The 24,694-nt window shown below is 52.9% G+C and carries 26 protein-coding genes; 15 read left to right on the forward strand and 11 right to left on the reverse strand.

Going from position 1 to position 24,694, the window contains the following annotated elements:
* The 7 genes from ampG (at position 1) to FDX14_RS03520 (ending at position 8,376) form a co-directional block, all read left to right on the forward strand.
* Positions 1-1,476: a muropeptide MFS transporter AmpG gene (gene ampG, locus FDX14_RS03490; protein ID WP_061381560.1), complete on the forward strand. Its 1,476-nt coding sequence runs from the start codon at positions 1-3 to the stop codon at positions 1,474-1,476.
* A gap of 584 nt (positions 1,477-2,060) precedes the next feature.
* Entirely contained in the window at positions 2,061-3,017 is a 957-nt protein-coding gene (cyoA, locus tag FDX14_RS03495) for a cytochrome o ubiquinol oxidase subunit II (RefSeq protein ID WP_042310101.1), read from the forward strand.
* 10 nt (positions 3,018-3,027) lie between these two features.
* Positions 3,028-5,019 (forward strand): cytochrome o ubiquinol oxidase subunit I, encoded by a 1,992-nt coding sequence (cyoB, locus tag FDX14_RS03500; protein WP_042310102.1) that lies wholly within the window; start codon positions 3,028-3,030, stop codon positions 5,017-5,019.
* Positions 5,009-5,623 (forward strand): cytochrome o ubiquinol oxidase subunit III, encoded by a 615-nt coding sequence (locus tag FDX14_RS03505; RefSeq protein ID WP_003831007.1) that lies wholly within the window; start codon positions 5,009-5,011, stop codon positions 5,621-5,623. The genes cyoB and FDX14_RS03505 overlap by 11 nt, the downstream gene beginning before the upstream one ends.
* The gene (locus tag FDX14_RS03510) at positions 5,623-5,952 is read left to right on the forward strand and encodes a cytochrome o ubiquinol oxidase subunit IV (RefSeq protein ID WP_003831006.1); all 330 of its coding nucleotides are present in this window, start codon (positions 5,623-5,625) and stop codon (positions 5,950-5,952) included. Before FDX14_RS03505 ends, FDX14_RS03510 begins: the two co-directional genes overlap by 1 nt.
* Before the next feature lie 11 nt (positions 5,953-5,963).
* The gene (gene cyoE, locus FDX14_RS03515; RefSeq protein ID WP_003831005.1) at positions 5,964-6,854 is read left to right on the forward strand and encodes a heme o synthase; all 891 of its coding nucleotides are present in this window, start codon (positions 5,964-5,966) and stop codon (positions 6,852-6,854) included.
* Positions 6,855-7,011: 157 nt separating this feature from the next.
* Positions 7,012-8,376, forward strand: coding sequence for an MFS transporter (locus FDX14_RS03520; RefSeq protein WP_137348998.1), 1,365 nt, complete (start codon positions 7,012-7,014; stop codon positions 8,374-8,376).
* Between the two features lie 78 nt (positions 8,377-8,454).
* Here the strand turns inward: FDX14_RS03520 and FDX14_RS03525 are convergent, their stop codons facing one another.
* Positions 8,455-8,946: a YajQ family cyclic di-GMP-binding protein gene (locus FDX14_RS03525; protein ID WP_038638234.1), complete on the reverse strand. Its 492-nt coding sequence runs from the start codon at positions 8,944-8,946 to the stop codon at positions 8,455-8,457.
* A gap of 174 nt (positions 8,947-9,120) precedes the next feature.
* On the opposite strand from FDX14_RS03525, the gene panE reads away from it, so the two are divergent.
* On the forward strand, positions 9,121-10,032 hold the full coding sequence (panE, locus tag FDX14_RS03530; RefSeq protein WP_038638233.1) for a 2-dehydropantoate 2-reductase: 912 nt from the start codon (positions 9,121-9,123) through the stop codon (positions 10,030-10,032).
* Positions 9,995-10,585, forward strand: a complete 591-nt coding sequence (yajL, locus tag FDX14_RS03535) for a protein deglycase YajL (protein ID WP_079225226.1) — start codon at positions 9,995-9,997, stop codon at positions 10,583-10,585. Before panE ends, yajL begins: the two co-directional genes overlap by 38 nt.
* A 96-nt stretch (positions 10,586-10,681) precedes the next feature.
* Here the strand turns inward: yajL and thiI are convergent, their stop codons facing one another.
* On the reverse strand, positions 10,682-12,130 hold the full coding sequence (gene thiI / locus FDX14_RS03545) for a tRNA uracil 4-sulfurtransferase ThiI (RefSeq protein ID WP_038638226.1): 1,449 nt from the start codon (positions 12,128-12,130) through the stop codon (positions 10,682-10,684).
* 208 nt (positions 12,131-12,338) lie between these two features.
* On the opposite strand from thiI, the gene xseB reads away from it, so the two are divergent.
* From xseB to yajO, 4 genes are read left to right on the forward strand one after another with little or no spacing between them, the layout of a single operon-like run.
* The gene (gene xseB / locus FDX14_RS03550) at positions 12,339-12,581 is read left to right on the forward strand and encodes an exodeoxyribonuclease VII small subunit (protein WP_038638224.1); all 243 of its coding nucleotides are present in this window, start codon (positions 12,339-12,341) and stop codon (positions 12,579-12,581) included.
* The gene (ispA, locus tag FDX14_RS03555) at positions 12,582-13,481 is read left to right on the forward strand and encodes a (2E,6E)-farnesyl diphosphate synthase (RefSeq protein ID WP_137349000.1); all 900 of its coding nucleotides are present in this window, start codon (positions 12,582-12,584) and stop codon (positions 13,479-13,481) included. It abuts the gene before it with no gap.
* A gap of 24 nt (positions 13,482-13,505) precedes the next feature.
* Complete coding sequence (gene dxs / locus FDX14_RS03560; RefSeq protein WP_137349001.1) at positions 13,506-15,368, forward strand: 1-deoxy-D-xylulose-5-phosphate synthase; 1,863 nt, start codon at positions 13,506-13,508, stop codon at positions 15,366-15,368.
* 56 nt (positions 15,369-15,424) lie between these two features.
* Complete coding sequence (gene yajO / locus FDX14_RS03565; RefSeq protein ID WP_137349002.1) at positions 15,425-16,399, forward strand: 1-deoxyxylulose-5-phosphate synthase YajO; 975 nt, start codon at positions 15,425-15,427, stop codon at positions 16,397-16,399.
* Between the two features lie 57 nt (positions 16,400-16,456).
* Here the strand turns inward: yajO and pgpA are convergent, their stop codons facing one another.
* The 6 genes from pgpA to nrdR form a co-directional block, all read right to left on the reverse strand.
* Positions 16,457-16,975 carry a phosphatidylglycerophosphatase A gene (gene pgpA, locus FDX14_RS03570; protein ID WP_042310116.1) on the reverse strand — a complete coding sequence of 173 codons (519 nt, stop codon included), beginning with the start codon at positions 16,973-16,975 and terminating at the stop codon, positions 16,457-16,459.
* Entirely contained in the window at positions 16,953-17,930 is a 978-nt protein-coding gene (gene thiL, locus FDX14_RS03575) for a thiamine-phosphate kinase (protein ID WP_061381556.1), read from the reverse strand. The genes pgpA and thiL overlap by 23 nt, the downstream gene beginning before the upstream one ends.
* Positions 17,931-18,005: 75 nt before the next feature.
* Positions 18,006-18,425, reverse strand: a complete 420-nt coding sequence (gene nusB, locus FDX14_RS03580; RefSeq protein ID WP_000801129.1) for a transcription antitermination factor NusB — start codon at positions 18,423-18,425, stop codon at positions 18,006-18,008.
* Between the two features lie 19 nt (positions 18,426-18,444).
* Positions 18,445-18,915: a 6,7-dimethyl-8-ribityllumazine synthase gene (ribH, locus tag FDX14_RS03585; protein ID WP_003021575.1), complete on the reverse strand. Its 471-nt coding sequence runs from the start codon at positions 18,913-18,915 to the stop codon at positions 18,445-18,447.
* A gap of 90 nt (positions 18,916-19,005) precedes the next feature.
* Positions 19,006-20,109 (reverse strand): bifunctional diaminohydroxyphosphoribosylaminopyrimidine deaminase/5-amino-6-(5-phosphoribosylamino)uracil reductase RibD, encoded by a 1,104-nt coding sequence (ribD, locus tag FDX14_RS03590; RefSeq protein ID WP_061381555.1) that lies wholly within the window; start codon positions 20,107-20,109, stop codon positions 19,006-19,008.
* Positions 20,110-20,112: 3 nt separating this feature from the next.
* Positions 20,113-20,562, reverse strand: a complete 450-nt coding sequence (gene nrdR / locus FDX14_RS03595) for a transcriptional regulator NrdR (RefSeq protein ID WP_016152032.1) — start codon at positions 20,560-20,562, stop codon at positions 20,113-20,115.
* 154 nt (positions 20,563-20,716) lie between these two features.
* Between nrdR and FDX14_RS03600 the strand changes: the two genes are divergently transcribed.
* A complete protein-coding gene (locus FDX14_RS03600) occupies positions 20,717-21,256 on the forward strand; it encodes a SadB/YajI family lipoprotein (RefSeq protein WP_042310122.1) in 540 nt (179 codons plus the stop codon).
* Between the two features lie 298 nt (positions 21,257-21,554).
* Positions 21,555-22,418 carry a nucleoside-specific channel-forming protein Tsx gene (locus FDX14_RS03605; RefSeq protein WP_003021561.1) on the forward strand — a complete coding sequence of 288 codons (864 nt, stop codon included), beginning with the start codon at positions 21,555-21,557 and terminating at the stop codon, positions 22,416-22,418.
* Between the two features lie 44 nt (positions 22,419-22,462).
* On the opposite strand, the gene FDX14_RS03610 is transcribed toward FDX14_RS03605, so the two are convergent.
* The 3 genes from FDX14_RS03610 to secF form a co-directional block, all read right to left on the reverse strand.
* Entirely contained in the window at positions 22,463-23,155 is a 693-nt protein-coding gene (locus tag FDX14_RS03610; protein ID WP_079225240.1) for a helix-turn-helix transcriptional regulator, read from the reverse strand.
* Between the two features lie 23 nt (positions 23,156-23,178).
* The gene (locus FDX14_RS03615) at positions 23,179-23,544 is read right to left on the reverse strand and encodes a VOC family protein (RefSeq protein WP_079225242.1); all 366 of its coding nucleotides are present in this window, start codon (positions 23,542-23,544) and stop codon (positions 23,179-23,181) included.
* 170 nt (positions 23,545-23,714) lie between these two features.
* On the reverse strand, positions 23,715-24,686 hold the full coding sequence (gene secF, locus FDX14_RS03620) for a protein translocase subunit SecF (RefSeq protein ID WP_038638190.1): 972 nt from the start codon (positions 24,684-24,686) through the stop codon (positions 23,715-23,717).
* Between the last annotated feature and the right edge of the window lie 8 nt (positions 24,687-24,694).

The raw sequence follows: 24,694 nt of genomic DNA on the forward strand, positions 1-24,694 counted from the left end.
ATGTCCAGTCATTACTTACGTATTTTTCAGCAACCACGTTCAGCTATCCTGCTCATTTTGGGGTTCGCCTCCGGATTACCGCTCGCACTGACATCCGGCACGCTCCAGGCGTGGATGACGGTCGAGAATATCGATCTTAAAACCATCGGTTTCTTTTCTCTGGTCGGCCAGGCCTACGTATTTAAGTTCCTCTGGTCTCCATTGATGGACCGCTATACGCCGCCGTTTTTGGGCCGACGTCGCGGTTGGCTACTGGCGACCCAGGTACTGCTATTGATTTCTATCGCCGCGATGGGCTTTCTGGAGCCGGGTACGCAGCTACGCTGGATGGCCGCGCTGGCGGTGGTGATCGCGTTTTGTTCGGCATCGCAGGATATCGTCTTTGACGCCTGGAAAACCGACGTATTGCCCACCGAAGAGCGTGGTGCAGGTGCAGCAATCAGCGTGCTTGGTTACCGTTTAGGGATGCTGGTTTCCGGTGGGCTGGCCCTGTGGATGGCCGACCGCTGGCTCGGCTGGCAGGGAATGTATTGGCTGATGGCGGCGCTGCTGATCCCTTGCATCATCGCGACCCTATTAGCGCCAGAACCGACAGATGCTATTCCGGTGCCTAAATCGCTGGAACAGGCAGTTGCGGCTCCGCTGCGAGACTTTTTTGGCCGGAACAATGCCTGGCTGATTCTGCTCCTGATCGTGCTGTATAAACTCGGTGATGCCTTCGCGATGAGTCTGACCACCACTTTTTTAATCCGCGGTGTTGGATTTGATGCGGGTGAAGTCGGCGTGGTGAATAAAACGCTGGGGCTGCTGGCAACCATAGTTGGCGCGCTGTACGGCGGGATCCTGATGCAGCGTCTCTCGCTGTTCCGCGCATTGTTGATTTTCGGTATTCTGCAAGGGGCATCAAACGCAGGTTACTGGCTGCTGTCCGTCACTGACAAACACATGTTCAGTATGGCCGCCGCCGTTTTCTTTGAAAACCTGTGTGGCGGGATGGGCACCGCGGCGTTTGTCGCCTTATTAATGACGCTATGCAATAAGTCCTTCTCAGCGACTCAGTTCGCCCTGCTCTCCGCGCTTTCAGCGGTTGGCCGCGTGTACGTAGGTCCGGTAGCGGGTTGGTTTGTCGAAGCGCACGGGTGGCCAACGTTTTATCTGTTCTCCGTGTTTGCCGCACTGCCCGGACTCCTGCTGCTGCTGGTTTGCCGTCAGACGCTGGAACATAGCTGGCAAAATGAAAGCTTTATTCCGCGCACGGAATTTCGTGGTGCGTACGGTCTGGCATTAATGACGCTGGTCGTGGGCTGCTGTTTGCTGGCAGTTTGGCTATTGTTGCTGACCCTGAATGCACTGGACTACACCAATTTCTCCTTCCTGCCGGAACTGCTTGAAGTCTCGGTGGTAGTCGCGGTCTGCGGAGTGGTATTCGGCGGATTGCTGGATTATCTGGCATTGCGAAAAACCCGTCTGGCGTGATGTTGCATATTTATGCTCTAAATAATTCGAGTTACGGGAAGGCGGCGACGCAGCAAATCCCCAGGAGCTTACATAAGTAAGTAACTGGGGTGAGCGAGGAAAGCCAACACACCCGTAGCTTGAAGTATGACGAGCATATTTTGCCGTTGTAATCACCCTGCGTAATTATAACGGCTAAATAAACAACAACTGATAAAAATATTATTTGTTATTTTGTGCGCCATAGAATTTGGAAATTATTGACGCTTTTTATACATGCTATTTTCCTTACTCGATTCAGCCATGAGAAATTTATTATTTGTTCTTAAATTGTCTTTTTATTGATAATCAATTGTTAATTAATTGTTTTATTTTCGTATTGGTTATACCAATTGCCCTCTGCATGTCCCTCGCCCGCCTGCTTTCGTTATAACGTGATGTTGCAACAGGTTCTTAAAGCCAACCCGACATATATTGCAACATATGTGACACGCTCGGCAGAACCCAGTAACACAGACCCAATGATGTTTACAGTAATGTAACCTTCCCGTAAAATGACCTCACACTTTAAACGCCACCCGGTCCCGTGGAATTGAGGTCGTTAAATGAGACTCAGGAAATACAATAAAAGTTTGGGATGGTTGTCATTAATTGCAGGCACTGCGTTACTCAGTGGCTGTAATTCTGCGCTGCTTGACCCTAAAGGACAGATTGGACTGGAACAACGTTCATTGATACTGACGGCATTTGGCCTGATGTTGATCGTCGTTATTCCTGCCATCTTGATGGCTGTTGGTTTTGCCTGGAAGTATCGTGCAAGCAATAAAGATGCGAAGTACAGCCCGAACTGGTCACACTCCAATAAAGTGGAAGCTGTGGTCTGGACGGTGCCGATCTTAATCATCATTTTCCTTGCTGTGCTGACCTGGAAAACCACTCACGCTCTTGAGCCAAGCAAACCGCTGGCGCATGACGAGAAGCCCATTACCATCGAAGTGGTTTCCATGGACTGGAAATGGTTCTTCATCTATCCGGAACAGGGTATCGCTACCGTGAATGAAATCGCCTTCCCGGCGAATACTCCGGTCGAATTCAAAGTGACGTCCAACTCCGTGATGAACTCCTTCTTTATCCCACGTCTGGGTAGCCAGATTTATGCCATGGCCGGTATGCAGACTCGACTGCATCTGATCGCCAACGAAGTCGGTACTTATGATGGTATCTCCGCAAGCTATAGCGGACCAGGCTTCTCCGGTATGAAATTCAAGGCTATTGCAACAAAGGACCGCGCCGAATTCGACCAATGGGTTGCTAAAGCTAAACAGTCTCCGAACACCATGAACGACATGGCAGCGTTCGAAAAAGTGGCTGTGCCAAGCGAATACAACCAGGTGGAATACTTCTCCAACGTGAAACCTGATTTGTTTAAAGATGTTATTAACAAATTTATGGCTCACGGTAAGAGCATGGACATGACCCAACCAGAAGGTGAGCACAGCGCACACGAAGGTATGGAAGGCATGGACATGAGCCACGCGGAATCCGCCAACTCAAGGGGTTGAGAAGAATACGATGTTCGGAAAATTGACACTTGATGCAGTTCCGTTCCATGAACCAATCGTCATGGTTACGATCGCTGCCATTATCATCGGTGGTGCGGCCTTACTCGGCCTTATCACTTACTTCGGTAAGTGGACCTACCTGTGGAAAGAGTGGCTGACTTCGGTTGACCACAAACGCCTTGGCATCATGTATGTCATCGTCGCAATCGTGATGTTGATTCGTGGCTTTGCCGATGCCGTAATGATGCGTAGTCAGCAAGCGCTGGCTTCTGCAGGTGAAGCGGGTTTCCTGCCACCTCACCACTACGACCAGATCTTCACGGCTCACGGCGTGATTATGATCTTCTTCGTGGCAATGCCATTTGTTATCGGTCTGATGAACCTCGTGGTTCCACTGCAGATTGGCGCGCGTGACGTTGCATTCCCGTTCCTGAACAACCTGAGCTTCTGGTTCACCGTTGTTGGCGTAATCCTGGTTAACCTGTCTCTGGGCGTCGGTGAATTCGCGCAGACCGGTTGGCTGGCGTATCCGCCTCTTTCGGGGATAGAGTACAGTCCAAGCGTCGGGGTCGATTATTGGATATGGGCCGTCCAGTTGTCCGGTATTGGTACAACCCTGACCGGTATCAACTTCTTTGTGACCATCATTAAGATGCGTGCGCCAGGAATGACCATGTTCAAGATGCCGGTATTTAGCTGGGCATCTCTGTGCGCGAACATCCTGATTATCGCTTCGTTCCCAATTCTGACGGTTACCGTCGCGTTGCTGACCCTGGATCGCTATCTGGGCACCCATTTCTTTACCAACGATATGGGCGGCAACATGATGATGTACATCAACCTGATTTGGGCATGGGGCCATCCGGAAGTGTACATTCTGATCCTGCCAGTATTCGGGGTATTCTCCGAAGTCGCAGCAACCTTCTCGCGTAAGCGTCTGTTTGGTTACACCTCGCTGGTGTGGGCAACCGTGTGTATCACCGTTCTGTCGTTCATTGTTTGGCTGCACCACTTCTTCACCATGGGTGCAGGCGCAAACGTAAACGCCTTCTTCGGTATTACCACCATGATTATCGCCATCCCGACCGGGGTGAAGATCTTCAACTGGCTGTTCACCATGTATCAGGGCCGTATCGTATTCCACTCAGCAATGCTGTGGACGATTGGCTTTATCGTCACCTTCTCAGTCGGCGGCATGACCGGCGTACTGCTGGCGGTTCCGGGTGCCGACTTCGTACTGCACAACAGTCTGTTCCTGATTGCGCACTTCCATAACGTTATCATCGGCGGCGTGGTATTTGGTTGCTTCGCGGGTATGACCTACTGGTGGCCAAAAGCGTTTGGCTTCACGCTGAACGAGACCTGGGGTAAACGCGCCTTCTGGTTCTGGATCATCGGCTTCTTCGTGGCATTTATGCCGCTGTACGTGCTGGGCTTTATGGGTATGACCCGTCGCCTCAGCCAGCAGATTGACCCGCAGTTCCATCCGATGCTGGTTGTTGCCGCCTGTGGCGCCGCGCTGATTGCACTGGGTATCCTGTGCCAGTTCATTCAGATGTACGTGTCTATTCGCGACCGCGAGCAGAACCGTGACCTGACCGGTGACCCATGGGGTGGTCGTACGCTGGAGTGGGCAACCTCTTCCCCGCCTCCGTTCTATAACTTTGCCGTTGTGCCGCACGTTCACGAGCGTGATGCCTTCTGGGAAATGAAAGAAAAAGGTGAAGCGTACAAGCAGCCTGCGCACTATGAAGAGATTCATATGCCGAAGAACAGCGGTGCCGGTATCGTCATTACCGCCTTCGCAACACTGTTTGGTTTCGCCATGATCTGGCATATCTGGTGGCTGGCGATTGCAAGCTTCGCAGGCATGATCATCAGCTGGATTGTGAAAAGCTTTGATGAAGACGTGGATTACTATGTGCCGGTCCCGGAAGTCGAAAAACTGGAAAACCAGCATTTCGATGAGATTACTAAGGCAGGGCTGAAAAATGGCAACTGATACTTTAACGCACGCGACTGCCCACGCGCACGAACACGGGCACCACGATGCAGGCCAGACCAAGATCTTCGGATTCTGGGTCTACCTGATGAGCGACTGCATTCTGTTCTCAATTCTGTTTGCAACCTATGCCGTTCTGGTGAACGGCACCGCAGGTGGCCCGACAGGTAAGGACATTTTTGAACTGCCGTTCGTTCTGGTTGAAACATTCCTGCTGTTATTTAGCTCCATTACCTATGGCATGGCGGCGATCGCCATGTATAAGAACAACAAGAGCCAGGTCATCTCCTGGCTGGCGTTGACTTTCTTGTTCGGTGCCGGATTCATCGGGATGGAACTCTATGAATTCCATCACCTGATTGTTAACGGTATGGGCCCGGATCGCAGCGGCTTCCTGTCTGCGTTCTTCGCGCTGGTCGGCACGCACGGTCTGCACGTCACCTCCGGTCTTATCTGGATGGCGGTGCTGATGGTGCAAGTTGCCCGTCGCGGCCTGACCAGTACTAACCGTACCCGCATCATGTGCCTGAGCCTGTTCTGGCACTTCCTGGATGTGGTGTGGATCTGTGTGTTCACTGTTGTTTATCTGATGGGGGCGATGTAATGAGTCATTCTAACGAGAGCGGCGGCGCATCCCATGGCAGCGTAAAAACCTACATGACAGGTTTTATCCTGTCGATCATCCTGACGGTCATTCCGTTCTGGATGGTAATGACAGGTTCTGCCTCTCCGGCCGTCATTCTGGGAACTATTCTGGCAATGGCAGTGGTACAGATTCTGGTGCACCTGGTGTGCTTCCTGCACATGAATAGCAAATCTGATGAAGGTTGGAACATGACGGCCTTTGTCTTTACTGTGCTAATCATCGCCATTCTGGTTGTGGGCTCCATCTGGATTATGTGGAACCTTAACTACAACATGATGATGCACTAAGAGCGGCGATTATGATGTTTAAGCAATACCTGCAAGTTACGAAACCAGGCATCATCTTTGGCAACCTGATCTCGGTGATTGGGGGGTTCCTGCTGGCCTCGAAAGGCAGCATCGACTATCCCCTGTTTATCTACACGCTGGTTGGGGTGTCACTGGTTGTGGCGTCGGGTTGTGTATTTAACAACTATATCGACAGGGATATCGACAGGAAGATGGAGAGGACCAAAAACCGCGTGCTGGTTAAAGGTCTGATTTCTCCTGCCGTCTCGCTGGTATACGCCACCTTGCTGGGTATTGCTGGCTTTATGCTGCTGTGGTTTGGCGCCAACCCTCTGGCCTGCTGGCTGGGGGTGATGGGCTTCGTGGTATATGTGGGCGTCTATAGCCTGTATATGAAGCGCCATTCCGTTTACGGGACGCTGATTGGCTCACTCTCCGGCGCTGCGCCGCCGGTGATTGGCTACTGCGCCGTAACTGGTGAGTTCGATAGCGGTGCGCTGATTCTGCTGGCTATTTTCAGCCTGTGGCAAATGCCGCACTCTTACGCGATTGCGATTTTCCGCTTTAAGGATTATCAGGCTGCCAATATCCCGGTACTGCCGGTGGTAAAAGGCATTTCGGTCGCGAAGAACCATATCACGCTGTATATCGTGGCGTTTGCTATCGCCACGCTGATGCTAACCCTGGGCGGCTATGCAGGTTATAAATACCTGATTGTTGCTGCGGCGGTGAGCGTCTGGTGGTTGGGCATGGCGCTGCGCGGTTATAAAGTGGAAGATGACAGAGTCTGGGCGCGCAAGCTGTTCGGCTTCTCCATCATCGCCATTACCGCACTTTCCGTGATGATGTCCGTCGACTTTATGGTGCCAAACTCGCAGAACCTGCTGACTTACGTCTGGTAAGAATCTGCTTATATGAAAAGGGTGCTCTGGCACCCTTTTTTATTTGTTGTTTTGCTTCCCCCCTCTCCTCACACTCACAACATTTGTTAATGAAGCGCATATTTACCCGGCCCTCTTCCCGCTTTACACTAGGCGCGAAATTAATACAGAGGTGGGAATGAACGATTACAAAATGACGCCCGGTGAGTTGCGCGCCACCTGGGGTTTAGGGACCGTATTTTCGTTGCGCATGCTTGGCATGTTTATGGTCCTGCCGGTTCTGACCACGTATGGTATGGCACTACAGGGTGCCAGCGAAGCATTGATCGGACTTGCTATCGGTATTTATGGCCTGGCGCAAGCCATCTTCCAGATCCCCTTTGGTCTGCTTTCAGACCGCATCGGCCGTAAGCCGCTAATTATCGGCGGACTGGCGGTATTTGTTGTCGGTAGCGTGATTGCCGCCCTCTCAGATTCAATCTGGGGAATTATTCTCGGTCGGGCCCTCCAGGGTTCTGGTGCGATTGCCGCCGCCGTCATGGCGCTGTTGTCCGACTTAACCCGCGAGCAAAACCGAACCAAAGCAATGGCGTTTATTGGCGTCAGCTTTGGTATCACCTTCGCCATTGCGATGGTACTGGGGCCGATCGTTACCCACGCGCTGGGGCTACACGCGCTGTTCTGGATGATCGCGGGCCTTGCGACCACAGGTATCGTGCTGACTATTTGGGTCGTTCCCAATAGCACGACCCACGTACTGAACCGCGAATCAGGCATGGTAAAAGGCAGCTTCAGCAAAGTGCTGGCGGAACCAAAACTGCTGAAGCTCAACTTCGGCATCATGTGTCTGCACATTTTACTGATGTCCACTTTCGTCGCCTTGCCAGGTCAGTTGGCGAAAGCGGGCTTCCCCGCCGCCGAACACTGGAAAATTTATCTGGTGACGATGCTGCTGTCCTTTGTTTCCGTGGTGCCGTTCATCATTTACGCCGAAGTGAAACGCCGGATGAAACGCGTGTTCCTCGCCTGCGTGTTACTGATTCTTGTCGCCGAAATTGTATTGTGGAGCGCAAACATTCGTTTTTGGGGGCTGATTGCGGGCGTACAGATATTCTTCCTCGCCTTCAACCTGATGGAAGCCCTACTCCCCTCGCTTATCAGTAAAGAATCTCCGGCGGGCTATAAAGGTACGGCGATGGGCGTTTACTCCACCAGCCAGTTTCTTGGCGTGGCAATTGGCGGCTCGCTGGGCGGTTGGGTAGTCGACATGTTTGATGGTCAGACGGTATTCCTGGCCGGCGCACTTCTGGCGGCAGTGTGGTTGTTGGTGGCCAGCACAATGAAAGAACCGCCGTACGTTAGCAGCCTGCGCGTGGAAATCCCACCGGAGATTGCCGCGGATGACACCCTGAAGCAGCGTCTTCTGGCTAAAGAAGGGATAAGCGAAGTATTAATTGTGGCGCAAGAGCATTCGGCTTACGTAAAAATCGACAGCAAAGTGACCAATCGATTCGAAGTTGAGCAGGCGATAAGTCAGGCGTGAAGATTGCAGGAGGCGACGTCTTATCCGGCCTACAAATAGCGTGTGCTACCTGTAGGCCGGATAAGCGGGCATTACGACTTAATCGCGGAAGTTCTTAAACTGGAACGGCTGGCCGAGGTCGCCCCCACGAACCAACGCCATGACGGATTGCAGATCGTCACGTGCTTTACCGGTTACACGGATTTCTTCACCCTGAATCTGCGCCTGCACCTTCAGTTTGCTGTCTTTAATCAGCTTAACGATTTTCTTTTGCACCGCGCTTTCGATGCCCTGCTTCAGCTTCGCTTCCACAAACCAGGTTTTACCGCTGTGCACGAAGGTTTCCGGTACGTCCAGCGACGTGCCTTCAATACCGCGTTTCAGTAGCTTGGCACGCAAAATATCCAGCAGTTGATTGACCTGGAAATCAGACTCGCTCAGCACCTTAATCGTCTTATTTGACTCATTCAGCTCAAAAGTCGCTTCAACGCCACGAAAATCAAAGCGTGACTCTACTTCGCGGCTAGCGTTTTCTACCGCGTTACGGGCTTCCTGAAGATCAACTTCAGAGACAATATCGAAAGATGGCATCTTTTCCTCTCCCTTCATTTTTGATGCAAAGCATAATACCTGCAAAGTTACTCAACAGACAGCGCTATACTAGGCTGTATCCTTTAATTGTACGCGGAACTGATACCTGCGAACAATAAAGGGGTACGGCCGATATGGATTAACACCTGGTGCTGTTGCAGGTGAGGAGGAAGAATGAAAATTACCGTACTGGGATGCGGAGCGTTAGGACAGCTGTGGCTTACCACGCTGTGCAAACATGGACATGAGGTGCAAGGGTGGCTACGCGTGCCACAGCCCTACTGCAGCGTGAACCTGATCGACACGGATGGATCAGTTTTTAATGAATCCCTGACGGCAAACGACCCCGACTTTTTGGCAAAAAGCGACCTGTTACTGGTTACACTTAAAGCCTGGCAGGTTTCTGATGCGGTAAAAGGTCTGGCCGCAATTCTGCCTGAAACTACCCCCATTTTGCTGATTCACAACGGTATGGGGACGATAGAAGAGCTGCAAAACATTAAACAGCCTCTGCTGATGGGCACCACCACCCACGCGGCACGTCGCGACGGAAATGTCATCATTCATGTCGCTCAGGGCACAACGCGCATCGGTCCGGCGCGTGAGCAGGACGGTGATTTCAGCTATCTGGCTGAAACACTGCAAGAAGTACTACCGGATGTCGCCTGGCATAATAATATTCGCGCCGAACTGTGGCGCAAACTGGCCGTAAACTGCGTTATTAATCCGCTGACCGCATTATGGGACTGCCCAAACGGCGAACTGCGTCAGCATCCGGAAAAAATAGCGCTAATCTGTGAAGAAGTAGCAGCGGTTATTGAACGCGAAGGCCACCACACATCAGCGGATGATTTACGCTATTATGTCGAGCAAGTCATTGACAGTACGGCAGAAAATATCTCATCAATGCTGCAGGATATTCGTGCCATGCGTCATACAGAGATCGACTATATTACCGGTTACCTGTTAAAACGCGCCCGCGCGCACGGCATCGCCGTCCCGGAAAATGCCCACCTGTTTGAAATGGTAAAGAGAAAGGAAAGTGAGTATGAGCGCTCAAGCACTGGTTTGTCTCGCCCCTGGTAGTGAAGAGACCGAAGCAGTCACCACTATCGATCTGCTGGTTCGCGGCGGAATTAAGGTCACTACTGCAAGCGTCGCCAGCGATGGCGGCCTGACGATTGTGTGCTCACGCGGAGTGAAACTGCTGGCTGACGCACCGTTGGTTGAAGTTGCTGACGGCGATTTCGACATCATCGTATTGCCCGGCGGAATTAAAGGCGCGGAGTGTTTTCGCGACAGCCCTCTGCTTATCGAAACCGTGAAGCAGTTTCATCGTTCCGGACGTATTGTCGCAGCCATTTGCGCCGCTGCTGCCACCGTACTTGTCCCACACGATATCTTCCCCATCGGAAATATGACGGGTTTCCCGGCGTTGAAAGACAAAATCCCCGCAGAACAATGGCAAGACAAGCGTGTCGTGTGGGATCCGCGCGTCAACCTGCTGACCAGCCAGGGACCGGGAACGTCCATCGATTTCGGTCTAAAAATCATTGATCTACTGGTAAGCCGCGAAAAGGCTCATGAAGTGGCGTCACAGCTGGTAATTGCGGCGGGAATTTATAACTACTACGAGTAAGAATGATTGCCGGATGGCGGCGAAAACATCTTATCCGGCCTACAAAATGGTACAGTCTGTAGGCCGGATAAGCGGCAGCGCCATCCGGCAAAGGAACTACGGGCGATACACCTTCACGTTTTCAAAGCCCTGCTCGCGTAGATACAGCGCCTGCAGGCGGCTCATCACCCCGCGTTCACACCACAGCAGCCAGGTTTTACTCTGGTCTAAATCGCCGAATTTGGTGCTCAGCTTGTAGAACGGCAGTGAAACCACGTCCACACCTTCCACCTTCAGCGGTTTGTCATCCTGTTCATCCACAGAACGGATATCCAGAATCACGTCGTTTGAGCCGAAACCACTCACGGTTTCCACTTCCACCACGGTCTGCTGAGTCTGCTGGGCGATATCGCGAATATCAATATTGTTCGCTTCTTCGACCACTTTATCGAGGATAGAGAAATCGAAGTTTTCTTCTTCGGCCTCAATCTTCGCTTTAATCGCCTTCACCGTTGGGCTTTTTGAAATTACGCCGCAGTATTCCGGCATGGTACGCGCAAAGTCCTCGGTACCGATTTCACGCGCCAGGTTGATGATGTGCTCTTTATCATGAGAGATAAGCGGGCGCAGGATCAGGGTATCCGAAACGTTATCAATCAGGCGCAGGTTGGTCAGCGTCTGGCTGGATACCTGGCCCAACGCTTCACCGGTTACCAGTGCCTGTACGCCGTAGCGCTCAGCGACTTTCGACGCCGCGCGTACCATCATACGTTTGAGGACCACGCCCATCTGGCCGTCGTCGACTTTCTCCAGGATCTCACCCACCACCGGCTCAAAGTTGATCGCGACAAAACGCACGCGATGCGAGCTACCGTAGCGGTTCCACAGATAATGCGCCACCTGACGAACGCCGATTTCATGAGCGGCGCCGCCGAGGTTAAAGAAGCAATAGTGTACGCGGCAGCCGCGACGCATCAGCATGTAGCTGGACACCCCGGAGTCGAAACCACCGGAGATCAGCGACAGGACGTCTTCCTGCGTACCAATCGGGAAACCGCCAATACCTTCATAGCGGCCTTTAACCAGCAGCAGACGATCATTTTCGATTTCAAGATTTACCGTAACATCCGGTTTCGTCAGCTTCACGCGCGCGGATTCAATATGCTGGTTCAACCCGCCGCCAACATAACGTTCCACCTCAATGGAGCTAAACTCATGCTTACCGCGACGCTTAACACGTACACAGAAGGTTTTTCCTTCCAGTTGATCGCGATACTGCACCAGCGCTTTCTCGAAAATATCGTGCATGTCGGTAAACGGCACGTCTTCTACTTCGAGAATATGGTGAATACCCGGAATACGGGTCAGCGCGTCGCGAATATCCAGGCGCTGGCTTTCATCTTTAGCGCGAACCTCAACGTGATCCCAGTGACGGACAACGGCAAGATCTTCATCGTAGTGCTTTAAAACGTTACGAATGTTCCCTGTCAGAATTTTTATAAAGCGCAAACGCACAGATTGGCTTTTGATGGTGATTTCTGGGAACAATTTAATGATAAACTTCATGGCGGCAATGGTTCTTTGGCAAGTCTGAATGACTTGTAATGGAAAAAAATACAGCAGCCCATACCCTGCGGCTGCATCCAGGCGCGCAAGTATACCACTATCATGGTCATCCTGTGCACATCGCCTTACCATTGCGCGTTATTTGCTTATCAGTGCGAGTCCGTTACCATAGTCTTGTGCTGCCAATACAGAGAGTCAGACATTCATTATGCCGAAGAAAAATGAAGCGCCAGCCAGTTTTGAAACAGCGCTGAGCGAGCTGGAACAGATTGTTACCCGCCTGGAAAGCGGCGACCTGCCGCTGGAAGAAGCGCTGAACGAATTCGAACGTGGCGTACAGCTGGCGCGTCAGGGACAAGTCAAATTGCAACAGGCTGAACAGCGCGTACAAATCCTGCTGTCAGATACCGAAGACGCCGCCCTTACGCCTTTTACACCGGATAATGAGTAAATGGATTTTACGCAGCAGCTACAGGCTTGCGTTGAGCAGGCCAACCAGGCACTGAGCCGTTTTATCGCGCCACTGCCCTTTCAGAACACTCCCGTGGTCGAAACCATGCAATATGGCGCATTATTAGGCGGTAAACGTCTGCGCCCATTCCTGGTGTATGCGACCGGTCAGATGTTTGGCGTCAGCCTGAGTACGCTTGATGCTCCCGCTGCCGCCGTCGAGTGCATCCATGCCTATTCGCTGATGCATGATGATTTACCCGCGATGGACGACGATGACCTGCGCCGCGGTCTGCCAACCTGCCACGTAAAATTTGGCGAGGCAAACGCGATCCTGGCCGGAGATGCGCTGCAAACGCTGGCGTTTTCCATTATCAGCGACGCGCCCATGCCAGAAGTCACCGACCGGGACCGCATCGCGATGATCTCTGAACTGGCCCAGGCCAGCGGTATCGCTGGTATGTGCGGTGGCCAGGCGCTGGATCTGGAAGCGGAAGGTCAGCAGGTTGCGCTGGATGCGCTGGAGCGTATTCACCGCCATAAAACCGGGGCGTTGATTCGCGCCGCCGTGCGTCTGGGGGCATTAAGCGCAGGCGATAAAGGGCGAGAATGCCTGCCAATTCTCGACAAATACGCAGAAAGCATCGGTCTGGCCTTCCAGGTTCAGGATGACATACTGGATGTGGTAGGCGATACTGCAACATTGGGTAAACGTCAGGGTGCTGACCAGCAGCTTGGCAAAAGTACCTATCCTGCACTTCTGGGTCTTGAGCAAGCCCGGAATAAAGCCCGGGATTTAATCGAGGATGCCCGCCAGTCGCTAAATTTGCTGGCTGCGCAGTCACTCGATACCTCGGCACTGGAAGCGCTAGCGGACTACATAATCCAGCGTGATAAATAAACCAACATATCCCATGAGCTTGCGATGAGTTTTGATATAGCCAAATACCCGACCCTGGCGCTGGTCGACTCCACCCAGGAGTTACGCCTACTGCCAAAAGAGAGCCTGCCAAAGCTTTGCGACGAACTGCGCCGCTATTTGCTCGACAGCGTGAGCCGTTCCAGCGGGCACTTCGCCTCTGGTCTGGGCACGGTGGAACTTACCGTCGCGCTGCATTACGTCTATAACACCCCGTTTGACCAGTTAATCTGGGATGTGGGACATCAGGCTTATCCGCACAAAATTCTGACCGGACGCCGCGATAAAATCGGCACCATTCGTCAGAAAGGCGGTTTACATCCGTTCCCGTGGCGCGGTGAGAGCGAGTATGACGTACTGAGCGTTGGGCACTCTTCAACGTCTATTAGCGCTGGCATTGGTATTGCGGTTGCCGCCGAGAAAGAAGGCAAAGATCGTCGTACCGTTTGTGTGATTGGCGACGGCGCTATCACCGCCGGGATGGCGTTTGAAGCGATGAACCATGCGGGTGATATTAAGCCCGATATGCTGGTTATCCTCAACGACAACGAAATGTCGATTTCAGAGAACGTCGGTGCGCTGAATAATCACCTGGCGCAACTGCTCTCTGGCAAACTTTACTCCTCGCTGCGCGAAGGCGGGAAGAAAGTCTTCTCCGGCGTACCACCGATTAAAGAACTGCTCAAACGTACCGAAGAACACATTAAAGGCATGGTCGTGCCGGGCACGCTGTTTGAAGAGCTGGGCTTTAACTATATCGGCCCGGTGGATGGGCACGACGTGCTGGGACTTATCACCACGCTGAAGAACATGCGCGATCTTAAAGGTCCACAGTTCCTGCACATCATGACCAAAAAAGGTCGTGGCTATGAGCCAGCGGAAAAAGACCCGATCACATTCCATGCTGTACCCAAATTCGATCCATCCAGCGGCTGTCTGCCGAAAAGCAGCGGCGGCCTGCCAAGCTATTCAAAAATCTTCGGGGACTGGTTGTGTGAGACCGCAGCGAAAGACAATAAGCTGATGGCGATCACCCCGGCGATGCGCGAAGGCTCCGGTATGGTGGAATTCTCACGTAAGTTCCCGGACCGCTACTTCGATGTGGCGATTGCCGAGCAGCACGCAGTGACCTTTGCAGCAGGTCTGGCGATTGGCGGCTACAAGCCGGTCGTGGCTATTTACTCTACCTTCCTGCAACGCGCCTACGATCAGGTGCTGCATGATGTGGCCATCCAGAAACTGCCGGTCCTGTTCGCCGTTGACCGGGCTGGTATTGTTGGCGCTGATGGGCAAACCCACCAGGGGGCGTTCGATCTCTCCTTCCTGCGCTGCATCCCGGAAATGGTCATCATGACCCCGAGCGATGAGAACGAATGCCGCCAGATGTTGTTTACCGGCTATCACTACAACAACGGGCCATCGGTCGTGCGCTATCCACGCGGTAATGCGGTGGGCGTCGAGCTGACGCCGCTGGAACAGCTGCCAATCGGTAAAGGCATCGTGAAGCGTCACGGGGAAAAAGTGGCAATTCTTAACTTTGGTACCCTGATGCCGGAAGCCGCTCAGGTCGCAGAGTCGTTGAACGCCACGCTGGTCGACATGCGCTTTGTGAAACCGCTGGATGAGACGTTGATCCTCGAAATGGCAGCCCAACACGACGTGCTGGTTACCATTGAAGAAAACGCCATTATGGGCGGCGCAGGCAGTGGCGTAAACGAAGTGCTGATGGCCCATCGCAAGCCCGTTCCGGTGCTGAACATTGGCCTGCCTGACTTCTTCATCCCGCAAGGCACTCAGGATGAGGCTCGCGCCGATCTGGGTCTTGATGCCGCTGGCATTGAGGCCAAAATCAAGGCCTGGCTGGCATAATCCCCTCCCCGCTCCTGCTATGCTTAATGAATAACACGCTAAGCAGGAGCGAATGAATGCAATACAACACTTTAGGAAAAACCGACCTCCGGGTCTCCCGCCTTTGCCTGGGCTGCATGACGTTTGGCGAACCCAATCGCGGTAATCACGCCTGGACACTGCCTGAAGAGAGCAGCCGCCCGATAATCAAACACGCCCTTGAAGGCGGCATTAACTTTTTCGATACCGCCAACAGCTACTCCGCTGGCAGCAGCGAAGAGATTGTCGGCCGCGCGCTGCGTGATTTCGCCCGTCGTGATGAGGTGGTGGTGGCGACAAAAGTGTTCCATCAGGTTGACGATCTGCCGGAAGGCTTATCCCGTGCACAAATCCTGCGCTCAATCGACGACAGCCTCAGACGCCTGGGCATGGACTATGTAGATATCCTGCAAATTCACCGCTGGGATTACAACACGCCAATCGAGGAAACGCTGGAAGCCCTCAACGACGTAGTAAAAGCCGGTAAAGCTCGCTATATCGGTGCCTCGTCGATGCACGCTTCGCAGTTTGCTCAGGCGCTGGCCTTACAGAAGCAACACGGCTGGGCGCAGTTCGTCAGCATGCAGGATCACTACAACCTGATCTACCGCGAAGAAGAACGCGAAATGCTGCCGCTCTGCTATCAGGAAGGTGTCGCGGTGATCCCGTGGAGTCCGCTGGCGCGTGGTCGCCTGACCCGCCCGTGGGGAGAAACGACCGCACGTCTGGTTTCCGATGAAGTCGGTAAAAATTTATATAACGAGAGCGATGAAAACGACGCGCAAATTGCCGCGCGGCTGGCTGGCATCAGTGAGGAACTGGGCGTTACGCGGGCGCAGGTCGCGCTGGCATGGCTGCTGAGCAAACCAGGTGTGGCTGCGCCCATTATTGGCACATCGCGCGAGGAGCAATTGGATGAATTGCTCAATGCGGTGGATTTAACGCTGAAGCCGGAGCAAATTGCCGAGCTGGAAACACCGTACAAACAGCATCCGGTGGTGGGATTTAAATAAGCGCGATTGTAGATTGTAAGCCGGATAAGGCGTTTACGCCGCCATCCGGCAAACCCGTTAAATGATACCTATCGGCCAGTGATGGCCGATAAAATACAAAATTCCGGCAGAGAGTATCCCGGCGACAATATCGTCGATCATGATCCCCGTCCCGCCATGCACATTGCGATCGAACCAACGAATTGGCCACGGTTTCCACATATCCAGAATACGGAAAATCACAAATCCGGCGGCAACCCATTGCCAGTCGAGGGTCGGTAGCGCCATCAGAGTTATCCACATGCCGACAAATTCGTCCCAGACAATGCTGCCGTGATCGTGCACGCCCATGTCTTTCGCCGTTTGATGACACAGATAAACGCCGATACAGATAGATAGCATGACCACCAGCGAATACAGCTGCCATGGCAGAAATGTCATTAAATACCAAAAAGGGATCGCCGCCAGCGATCCCATGGTGCCAGGAATAATTGGACTCAGCCCGCTACCAAAACCGGTGGCCAACAGGTGCCACGGATTACGCATACTCAGGCGGCTTTTGGCGACATCTTTTTTAAGGCGCGGCAAAATGGTCATATCCTTTCCAGTCGAACGTGACGGGTTTTCCATCGCGCGTAAAGTGAACGCCTTCTACATCCGCACTCATCTGACCGATGCAGGTAAACGAGGTCCCGAGGTGTGCCAGCGCGACGTCCAGCGCGCCACGGTTGATTTCCGGTACGGTAAAGCATAACTCATAATCTTCACCACCCGAGAGCGCCCAGCGCAGCGCCTGTTCCGGCTCAACGTGTTGGGCGAATGCCGTGGAATAAGGCAGCGCGTCGACGTTAACCCGTGCGCCGCAGCCGCTGGCATTGACGATATGCCCCAGATCGGAAATCAGGCCGTCGGAAAGATCGATAGCCGCACTGGCCAGATCGCGCAGAGCTTGTCCCTGTAAAATACGCGGGGTTGGGCGCAGATGGCGTTGCAGTAGATACTCCGCGTCTTTTGGATCAGTCACCTGCAAGCGGTCCTGCAAAATCGCCAGCCCCGCCGCACTATCGCCCGGCGTGCCGGTCACATAAATCCAGTCTCCCGGTTTTGCCCCGGAACGTTTTAAAGCACGCCCAACGGGAACGTAGCCATGAATACCCAACGTCATCGACAGCGGTCCACGCGTGGTATCACCGCCAATCAGCTGCATATCGTAGTAATTAAGGAGTTCAAACAGGCCATCGCTGAAAGCTTCAAGCCAGGCTTCATCAACGTCAGGTAACGTCAGTGCCAGCGTCAACCACGCAGGATCGGCACCCATCGCCGCCAGATCGCTCAAATTCACCGCCAGGGCTTTCCAGGCCAGATCGGTAGGATCAATGTCGGGGAGGAAGTGATTGCCTGCCACCAGCGTATCGGTACTGATCGCCAATGTCTGTTTTTCAGGGATGTTCAGGAGTGCGCAATCGTCGCCAATACCGGTTTCGACATCAAGACGAGACGTTCTTACGCGATCAAAATAACGGGCAATCAGGGAAAATTCGCCGCATGCCATACGTTATGCCTCAGCAGAAAAAAAGAAAAAGCCGGGGACAGCGGAAACACGTTCCACTCTCCGCCGGCCTCGGGATTACTTTTTGTTGGGGCGAATCACAGGTGCTGCTTTATCCAGTACGCCGTTAACGAATTTATGGCTGTCTTCGGCACCGAAGGTTTTCGCCAGTTCAATCGCTTCGTTGATGGCCACTTTGTACGGCACATCGCTACGCTTAGACAGTTCAAACAGCGCAATACGCAGTACGGCTTTTTCAACCTGACCCAGCTCTTCCAGCAGACGAGACAGGTAAGGCTTCATTAATCCATCCAGGTACGCGCTGTTAGTCGCCACCCCGGACAGCAGTTCACGGAAATACAGAACGTCGACATCTTTAACGTCCTGTTCCGCCAGGAACTGGTATTCAACATCAGCGATGTCGTTCTGGGACAACTGCCAGGAGTAGAGCGCCTGGACGGCACACTCACGGGCGCGGCGACGAGCAGCAGGTTTCACGGATTTCCCCTTACAAAAATCAGGCCTTAATGGCTTTCAATACATTAATCATTTCAAGCGCAGTCAGTGCAGCTTCTGCGCCTTTGTTGCCGGCTTTCGTGCCAGCACGTTCGATGGCTTGTTCAATACTTTCGGTGGTCAGAACACCGAAGGCTACCGGAATGCCACTGTCCTGAGCGACATGCGCCAGGCCATTGCTTGCACCGCCAGCCACATATTCGAAGTGCGCGGTACCACCACGGATCACTGTACCGAGCGCAATCACAGCATCGTATTTACCGGTTTTCGCCAGTGCGTCAGCCGCCAGCGGCAGCTCATATGCGCCTGGAACCCAAACGACGGTAATGTTTTCATCTTTAACCTGGCCAATACGTTTCAGGGCGTCGATCGCACCTTCCAGCAGGCTATCATTGATAAAGTTGTTGAAACGCGCAATGGTGATGGCGACGCGAGCGTCCGGAGTAGCAACGTTAGCTTCAATAATGTTCATATTCTTCCTTCGGGTTCGATTTATGGCCCCGTAAGGGGGGCGGATTTTATCATAATATTCTGGGCGCTGCTTCCTCTAATTCAGAAAGCCTCACGCAGTGGTTAAATGCAGGCAAACGTCCGGGCCCACCTGGCGTATCTCGTTGAATTTGAAATGGGGGGCGTCGGCCAGTTTCTCAAGCCCTGGCAGCACACATAATCCTCGCGCATCACTGCCTAACAGTTTAGGCGCAACATACACGATTAGCTCATCCACCAAACCGGCCTGTAATAACGCGCCCGCAAGCGTTGGGCCAGCTTCCACCCAAATACTGTTAATTTGCTGTTTGCCCAGTTGCATCATCAACACGACCAAATCCAGATGCCCGTTATGTTCCGGTACCTTAATACTGCGAACTGACTCCGGCCAACTGCGGGTATCGTCTTTCGTTCGGATAATCCAGGTTTCTCCCGGCTGTTGCACAATACGGTGCTCCGGCGTGACCTGATTCTGGCTATCAAGGACAATGCGGATCGGCTGGCGCAGATTTTCCTGCGGGTAACTCGCCTGAGTTGACTCCCCAAGCTCCGACCAGCGCACGGTAAGCTGAGGATCGTCGGCCAGTACCGTCGCGCTGCTGGTTAAAATGGCATGGCTTTGCGCGCGCAGCCGTTGCACATCGCGGCGCGCCTGCGGCGAGGTGATCCACTGGCTTTCCCCGCTGGCCATCGCCGTACGACCATCGAGCGATGCGCCAAGCTTAAGCTGCAGATATGGGAAACCTGTACGCATGCGCTTGAGAAAGCCTTTATTAAGCTGCTCAACCTCGCTCATCATCAACCCGTGGCTGACGTCAATGCCCGCCTGCTGCAAGCGATAGAGGCCACGACCTGCTACCTGCGGATTGGGATCCTGCATCGCGGCAACAACGCGTGCTACGCCCGCCGCAATCAACGCATCGCAGCACGGCGGCGTACGCCCATGATGACTGCAGGGCTCAAGCGTCACGTAGGCGGTTGCCCCTTGCGCTTTTTCTCCGGCCATGCGCAGGGCATGGACTTCGGCATGCGGCTCGCCCGCGCGGTGATGATATCCTTCACCGACGATCTCCCCATCCTTAACAATCACGCATCCGACGTTGGGATTTGGGTGAGTAGTGAAACGTCCGCGCGCAGCAAGCTTCAGCGCGCGCGCCATGTACAATTCATCCTGCATGGCTTAGTCCTGTAGGCGAGCAATCTCTTCGCCAAATTCTTTGATATCTTCAAAACTGCGGTAAACCGACGCAAAGCGGATGTAAGCGACTTTATCGAGCTTTTTCAGCTGCTCCATTACCAGGTTGCCGATCATCTTACTCGGCACCTCACGCTCGCCAGTCGCTCGCAGTTGTGATTTGATATGGTTTAACGCCATTTCGACGTCATCTGAGCTGACCGGACGTTTCTCCAGCGCTCTGAGCATGCCGCTGCGCAGCTTATCTTCATTAAAGGGTTCACGCACATCGTTGCTCTTCACAACGCGCGGCATGACAAGTTCAGCCACTTCAAAAGTGGTGAAACGTTCGTTACAGACCAGACACTGCCGACGGCGGCGTACTGAGGAGCCCTCGCCTACAAGACGAGAGTCAATTACCTTAGTGTCTACGGCGAAACAGAATGGGCAATGCATACGGCGTCCTGTACCTCAGTGGTTAACAGCAATCTATTTTACCCTGAACTGACGTGACAACAAAGGCGCAGCGCTTTTGAGACAAAGGATCGATGCCTTCGTGCTCTGTGCACACTACCATTATGCTATCGCGACAATGAAGGAAGTAATCACAATGACAAGACGTTACCTAAGAATTCTCCTGGTGGGAAGCCTCTTTAGTCTTAGCGCCTGCGCGCAGCAAAGCGAAGTACGCCAGATGCATCAAAGCGTAAGCACGCTAAATAAAGAGATGACGCAGCTTAATCAGGAAACGGTAAAAATTACGCAACAAAATATGTTGAATGCCAAGTCGACCAGTGGCGCCTATCTGTTGCCGGGCTCCAAAACCCCTGCCCGGCTGGAGAGCCAGATCGGCACGTTACGTATGTCTTTGGTGAATATTGCGCCGAACGCCGATGGCACAAGGTTAACGCTACGTATTCAGGGCGAGTCCAATACGCCCTTGCCCGCCTTTAGCGCCACCGTAGAGTACGGGCAAATTCAGGGCACCACGGAGAATTATCAGGAAGTGAACGTTCAAAACCAACTGGTCAACGCCCCGGCAAGTATTCTTGCCCCTAGCGACGTAGACATTCCGTTGCAGATAACTGGTCTCTCCCCCGACCAGTTGGGATTTGTTCGCATCCACGACGTCCAGCCTGTTAGCCAATAAACTTTTTTGCGGAACGTTTTGTGCGTTCCGCAACATCACTCCGCTCCATTTTGTTACTCCCCTGACATAACCAATATTTCTGTTAAAACTTGGCAACATTCATGGGAGCCAGTACAATTCGCCGCCTAAAGTACGCAAACGTGAACGCAATCGATTACGTAAATGATAGAACTGTGAAACAAGACATATTTTTGTGAACAATGATTTTTATAATAGGCTCCGAAGAATTACGAAATATTTAGAAACGCAATTTGCGCATTTTTCACTCCCGAAAGGGATTTCAAACAGTGGCATACATATGAAAAAAACATTACTTGCAGCCGGTGCGGTGCTGGCGCTCTCCTCGTCTTTTACTGCCAACGCAGCAGAAAATGACAAACCGCAATATCTGTCCGACTGGTGGCACCAAAGCGTCAACGTGGTGGGCAGCTACCACACCCGTTTCTCCCCGAAACTGAACAACGACGTGTATCTGGAATACGAAGCGTTTGCCAAAAAAGACTGGTTCGACTTCTATGGCTACATCGATATTCCGAAAACCTTTGACTGGGGTAACGGCAACGATAAAGGTATCTGGTCTGACGGTTCCCCGCTGTTTATGGAAATCGAACCACGTTTCTCCATCGACAAGCTGACCGGTGCTGACCTGAGCTTTGGACCGTTCAAAGAATGGTACTTCGCCAACAACTACATCTACGATATGGGTGACAACAAAGCCAGCCGCCAGAGCACCTGGTATATGGGTCTGGGTACCGATATCGACACCGGTCTGCCGATGGGTCTGTCCCTGAACGTGTATGCTAAATACCAGTGGCAGAACTATGGCGCATCCAACGAAAACGAGTGGGATGGTTACCGTTTCAAAGTGAAATACTTTGTGCCGATCACCCAGGTTTGGGGCGGTCAGTTGACCTACATCGGCTTCACCAACTTCGACTGGGGCTCAGATTTGGGTGATGATCCGAACCGCACCAGCAACTCTATCGCTTCCAGCCACGTGCTGGCACTGAACTACGATCACTGGCACTACTCCGTAGTCGCGCGTTATTTCCATAACGGCGGCCAGTGGAAAGGTGGGGATACCCTGAACTGGGGCGAAGGCGACTTCAGCGCGAAATCAACCGGTTGGGGTGGTTACCTGGTCGTAGGTTACAACTTCTAATCCCGACATTTATCGCAGACAAGCCAGCTTAACCGCTGGCTTTTTTACGGCTGGTCTTCACAGCGTACTTTACGTAAAAAGTCACTTAGCGAGCGATCTGCCGATTCACGAAAATGCCTGTCGAGCGGTGTGATATTCAGACAGCGATCAACGCGAAAGCAGCGATAATCGTCACGCTTCTCGCACCAGGCAACCAGTAACCAGTGCTCGCCCCAGAAAAATAATCCCAGTGGTTGAACGTCACGCCAGGAGAGATTCCCGGACTCGTCGCGATAATGCAGCGCCAGTACCTGTTGCGCCGAAACCGCGCGATGTATGAGATCGAAGGCACTACGTGAATGCGGCTGATTACCAAAATCTGGCGCAAAAATCCGCGTTTGCTCGGCCCTGCGGCGACTCTCTGGCGGCAATATCGCCAGCACTTTTTCCTGCGCCGACTCCAGTGCCTGTGAAAGTGAATCCCCGCCCCATGTTTTCAGCAACCGAATCGCGACCATCAATGCTTCTGATTCGTGATGCGTTAACATCAACGGTGGCAGATCAAACCCGGCCATTAAGCGGTATCCGCTGCCCACTTCGCCTTCAATGGGCACGCCGGATAAAGAGAGATCGCGGATATCGCGATAAATCGTCCGTTCAGAAACTTCAAGACGTTCTGCCAGCAGCGCCGCCGTTGTCACTCGTCTGCCCCGCAGGATTTGTACGATCTGAAACAAGCGGTCGGCGCGTCGGGTCATTTTAATCCTCAGTCCTGAAAATATTACGCGGGTTGATGTAAACCAACACGATTGCCTTCACTGTCAGTAAATAGCGCAATCGTACCAATGTCCTGCCCCAGTTCGAGCGGGCCAAACACGCATTGACCACCAGCTGTGGCAACACGTTCAAGCGTGGCAGCCAAATTGTCCGTATGCAGATAAATAATAGCGCCCTGCGCTGAAGGCGAAATACCGTCAAATTTAGCCAGCGCCCCGCCGGGAGCAGGATCCTGATGCGGGAATACGGCCAACTCAGCGCAGTCCATATTCTCCCGACGCAACGAAACCTGCATCACTGGCTCATAAAAAGCGATGGCGCGATCCATTTGTACCACGGGGATTTCAAACCAGTTAATTACGTTGTTCATACTTCCTCCTGCCTGTGTGGGTAATCTCAGAAGGACTATAAGACAGGGCTACTGACAGCATACTGTCAGTAGTGTGACGACAGAAAAAGATAATGGCCTACCGTTAAATCACAGGCAAAAAAAAATCCCGACCTTGCGATCGGGATTCCACTATCTTCACTCTTAATGGGTTAAGGCAGAATTGACGGCTGATCCGCCCCTTCTTTCTCGACCTTCTGCTGCAGCATGTGCTCACGCTTCATACCCAGCTTCAGCGCCAGCGCCGATGCTACGTAGATAGAAGACGCAGTACCGATGGAAACACCGATAAGCATGGTCAGCGAGAAGCCTTCCAGTACCGGACCACCGAACAGGAACAGCATCAGAATAACCATCAACGTCGTACCGGAGGTAATCAACGTACGGTGCAGCGTCTGAGTCAATGACACGTTAAAGATTTCGTAAGGCGTACCGCGACGAATTTTGCGGAAGTTTTCACGAATACGGTCAGAGACGACGATACTATCGTTCAGCGAGTAACCGATTACCGACATCAGCGATGCAACGATAGTCAGGTCAATCTCGATATGGAACAACGACAGGATCCCAAGTGTGATGATTACGTCGTGCGCCAGCGCGATAACTACCCCTGCCGCCAGTCTCCACTCAAAGCGGAAACCGACATACACCAGGATGGAGATCAGCGCCGCCATCAGCGCCATCGCACCGGTTTGCGCCAGGTCTGCGCCTACACTCGGCCCCACGAATTCAATTCGCTTCACCGCAGCGTTTTGGTTGGTGGATTCGTTAATCACACTCAACACTTTGCTACCCAGCACCTGACCGCCGTCAGCGCCTTCAGTTGGCGGCATACGCACCATAATGTCGTGGCTGCTGCCGAAGTTCTGCAGCAGCGGGTCAACAAAGCCCGCCTTCTCCAGCGCATCGCGCATCACGTCCATTTCCGCTGGTTTTTCCAGCGTGATTTCAATGACCGTACCACCAGTGAAATCGAGACCCCAGTTAAAGCCGCGCACGCCCATAATCACAATGGCCGCGATCAGCAGAAAACCTGAAATGCCGAAAGCCCAGTAGTCCCAGCGCATAAAGTCCCAGACTTTACGGCCGTGGTTCAATTGTTCAACAGTATATTCCTGTGCCACTTCGCACT

Origin of the sequence: Citrobacter sp. wls710 (assembly GCF_005281115.1) — a bacterium.
In the GTDB taxonomy this organism is placed as follows: Bacteria; Pseudomonadota; Gammaproteobacteria; order Enterobacterales; family Enterobacteriaceae; genus Citrobacter; species Citrobacter werkmanii.

Bases quoted from the DNA above. Each gene is read 5' to 3' on its own strand.
- ampG (WP_061381560.1), top strand. From the start codon at position 1: ATGTCCAGTCATTACTTACGTATTTTTCAGCAACCACGTTCAGCTATC.
- cyoA (WP_042310101.1), top strand. From the start codon at position 2,061: ATGAGACTCAGGAAATACAATAAAAGTTTGGGATGGTTGTCATTAATT.
- cyoB (WP_042310102.1), top strand. From the start codon at position 3,028: ATGTTCGGAAAATTGACACTTGATGCAGTTCCGTTCCATGAACCAATC.
- FDX14_RS03505 (WP_003831007.1), top strand. From the start codon at position 5,009: ATGGCAACTGATACTTTAACGCACGCGACTGCCCACGCGCACGAACAC.
- FDX14_RS03510 (WP_003831006.1), top strand. From the start codon at position 5,623: ATGAGTCATTCTAACGAGAGCGGCGGCGCATCCCATGGCAGCGTAAAA.
- cyoE (WP_003831005.1), top strand. From the start codon at position 5,964: ATGATGTTTAAGCAATACCTGCAAGTTACGAAACCAGGCATCATCTTT.
- FDX14_RS03520 (WP_137348998.1), top strand. From the start codon at position 7,012: ATGAACGATTACAAAATGACGCCCGGTGAGTTGCGCGCCACCTGGGGT.
- FDX14_RS03525 (WP_038638234.1), bottom strand. From the start codon at position 8,946: ATGCCATCTTTCGATATTGTCTCTGAAGTTGATCTTCAGGAAGCCCGT.
- panE (WP_038638233.1), top strand. From the start codon at position 9,121: ATGAAAATTACCGTACTGGGATGCGGAGCGTTAGGACAGCTGTGGCTT.
- yajL (WP_079225226.1), top strand. From the start codon at position 9,995: ATGAGCGCTCAAGCACTGGTTTGTCTCGCCCCTGGTAGTGAAGAGACC.
- thiI (WP_038638226.1), bottom strand. From the start codon at position 12,130: ATGAAGTTTATCATTAAATTGTTCCCAGAAATCACCATCAAAAGCCAA.
- xseB (WP_038638224.1), top strand. From the start codon at position 12,339: ATGCCGAAGAAAAATGAAGCGCCAGCCAGTTTTGAAACAGCGCTGAGC.
- ispA (WP_137349000.1), top strand. From the start codon at position 12,582: ATGGATTTTACGCAGCAGCTACAGGCTTGCGTTGAGCAGGCCAACCAG.
- dxs (WP_137349001.1), top strand. From the start codon at position 13,506: ATGAGTTTTGATATAGCCAAATACCCGACCCTGGCGCTGGTCGACTCC.
- yajO (WP_137349002.1), top strand. From the start codon at position 15,425: ATGCAATACAACACTTTAGGAAAAACCGACCTCCGGGTCTCCCGCCTT.
- pgpA (WP_042310116.1), bottom strand. From the start codon at position 16,975: ATGACCATTTTGCCGCGCCTTAAAAAAGATGTCGCCAAAAGCCGCCTG.
- thiL (WP_061381556.1), bottom strand. From the start codon at position 17,930: ATGGCATGCGGCGAATTTTCCCTGATTGCCCGTTATTTTGATCGCGTA.
- ribH (WP_003021575.1), bottom strand. From the start codon at position 18,915: ATGAACATTATTGAAGCTAACGTTGCTACTCCGGACGCTCGCGTCGCC.
- ribD (WP_061381555.1), bottom strand. From the start codon at position 20,109: ATGCAGGATGAATTGTACATGGCGCGCGCGCTGAAGCTTGCTGCGCGC.
- nrdR (WP_016152032.1), bottom strand. From the start codon at position 20,562: ATGCATTGCCCATTCTGTTTCGCCGTAGACACTAAGGTAATTGACTCT.
- FDX14_RS03600 (WP_042310122.1), top strand. From the start codon at position 20,717: ATGACAAGACGTTACCTAAGAATTCTCCTGGTGGGAAGCCTCTTTAGT.
- FDX14_RS03605 (WP_003021561.1), top strand. From the start codon at position 21,555: ATGAAAAAAACATTACTTGCAGCCGGTGCGGTGCTGGCGCTCTCCTCG.
- FDX14_RS03610 (WP_079225240.1), bottom strand. From the start codon at position 23,155: ATGACCCGACGCGCCGACCGCTTGTTTCAGATCGTACAAATCCTGCGG.
- FDX14_RS03615 (WP_079225242.1), bottom strand. From the start codon at position 23,544: ATGAACAACGTAATTAACTGGTTTGAAATCCCCGTGGTACAAATGGAT.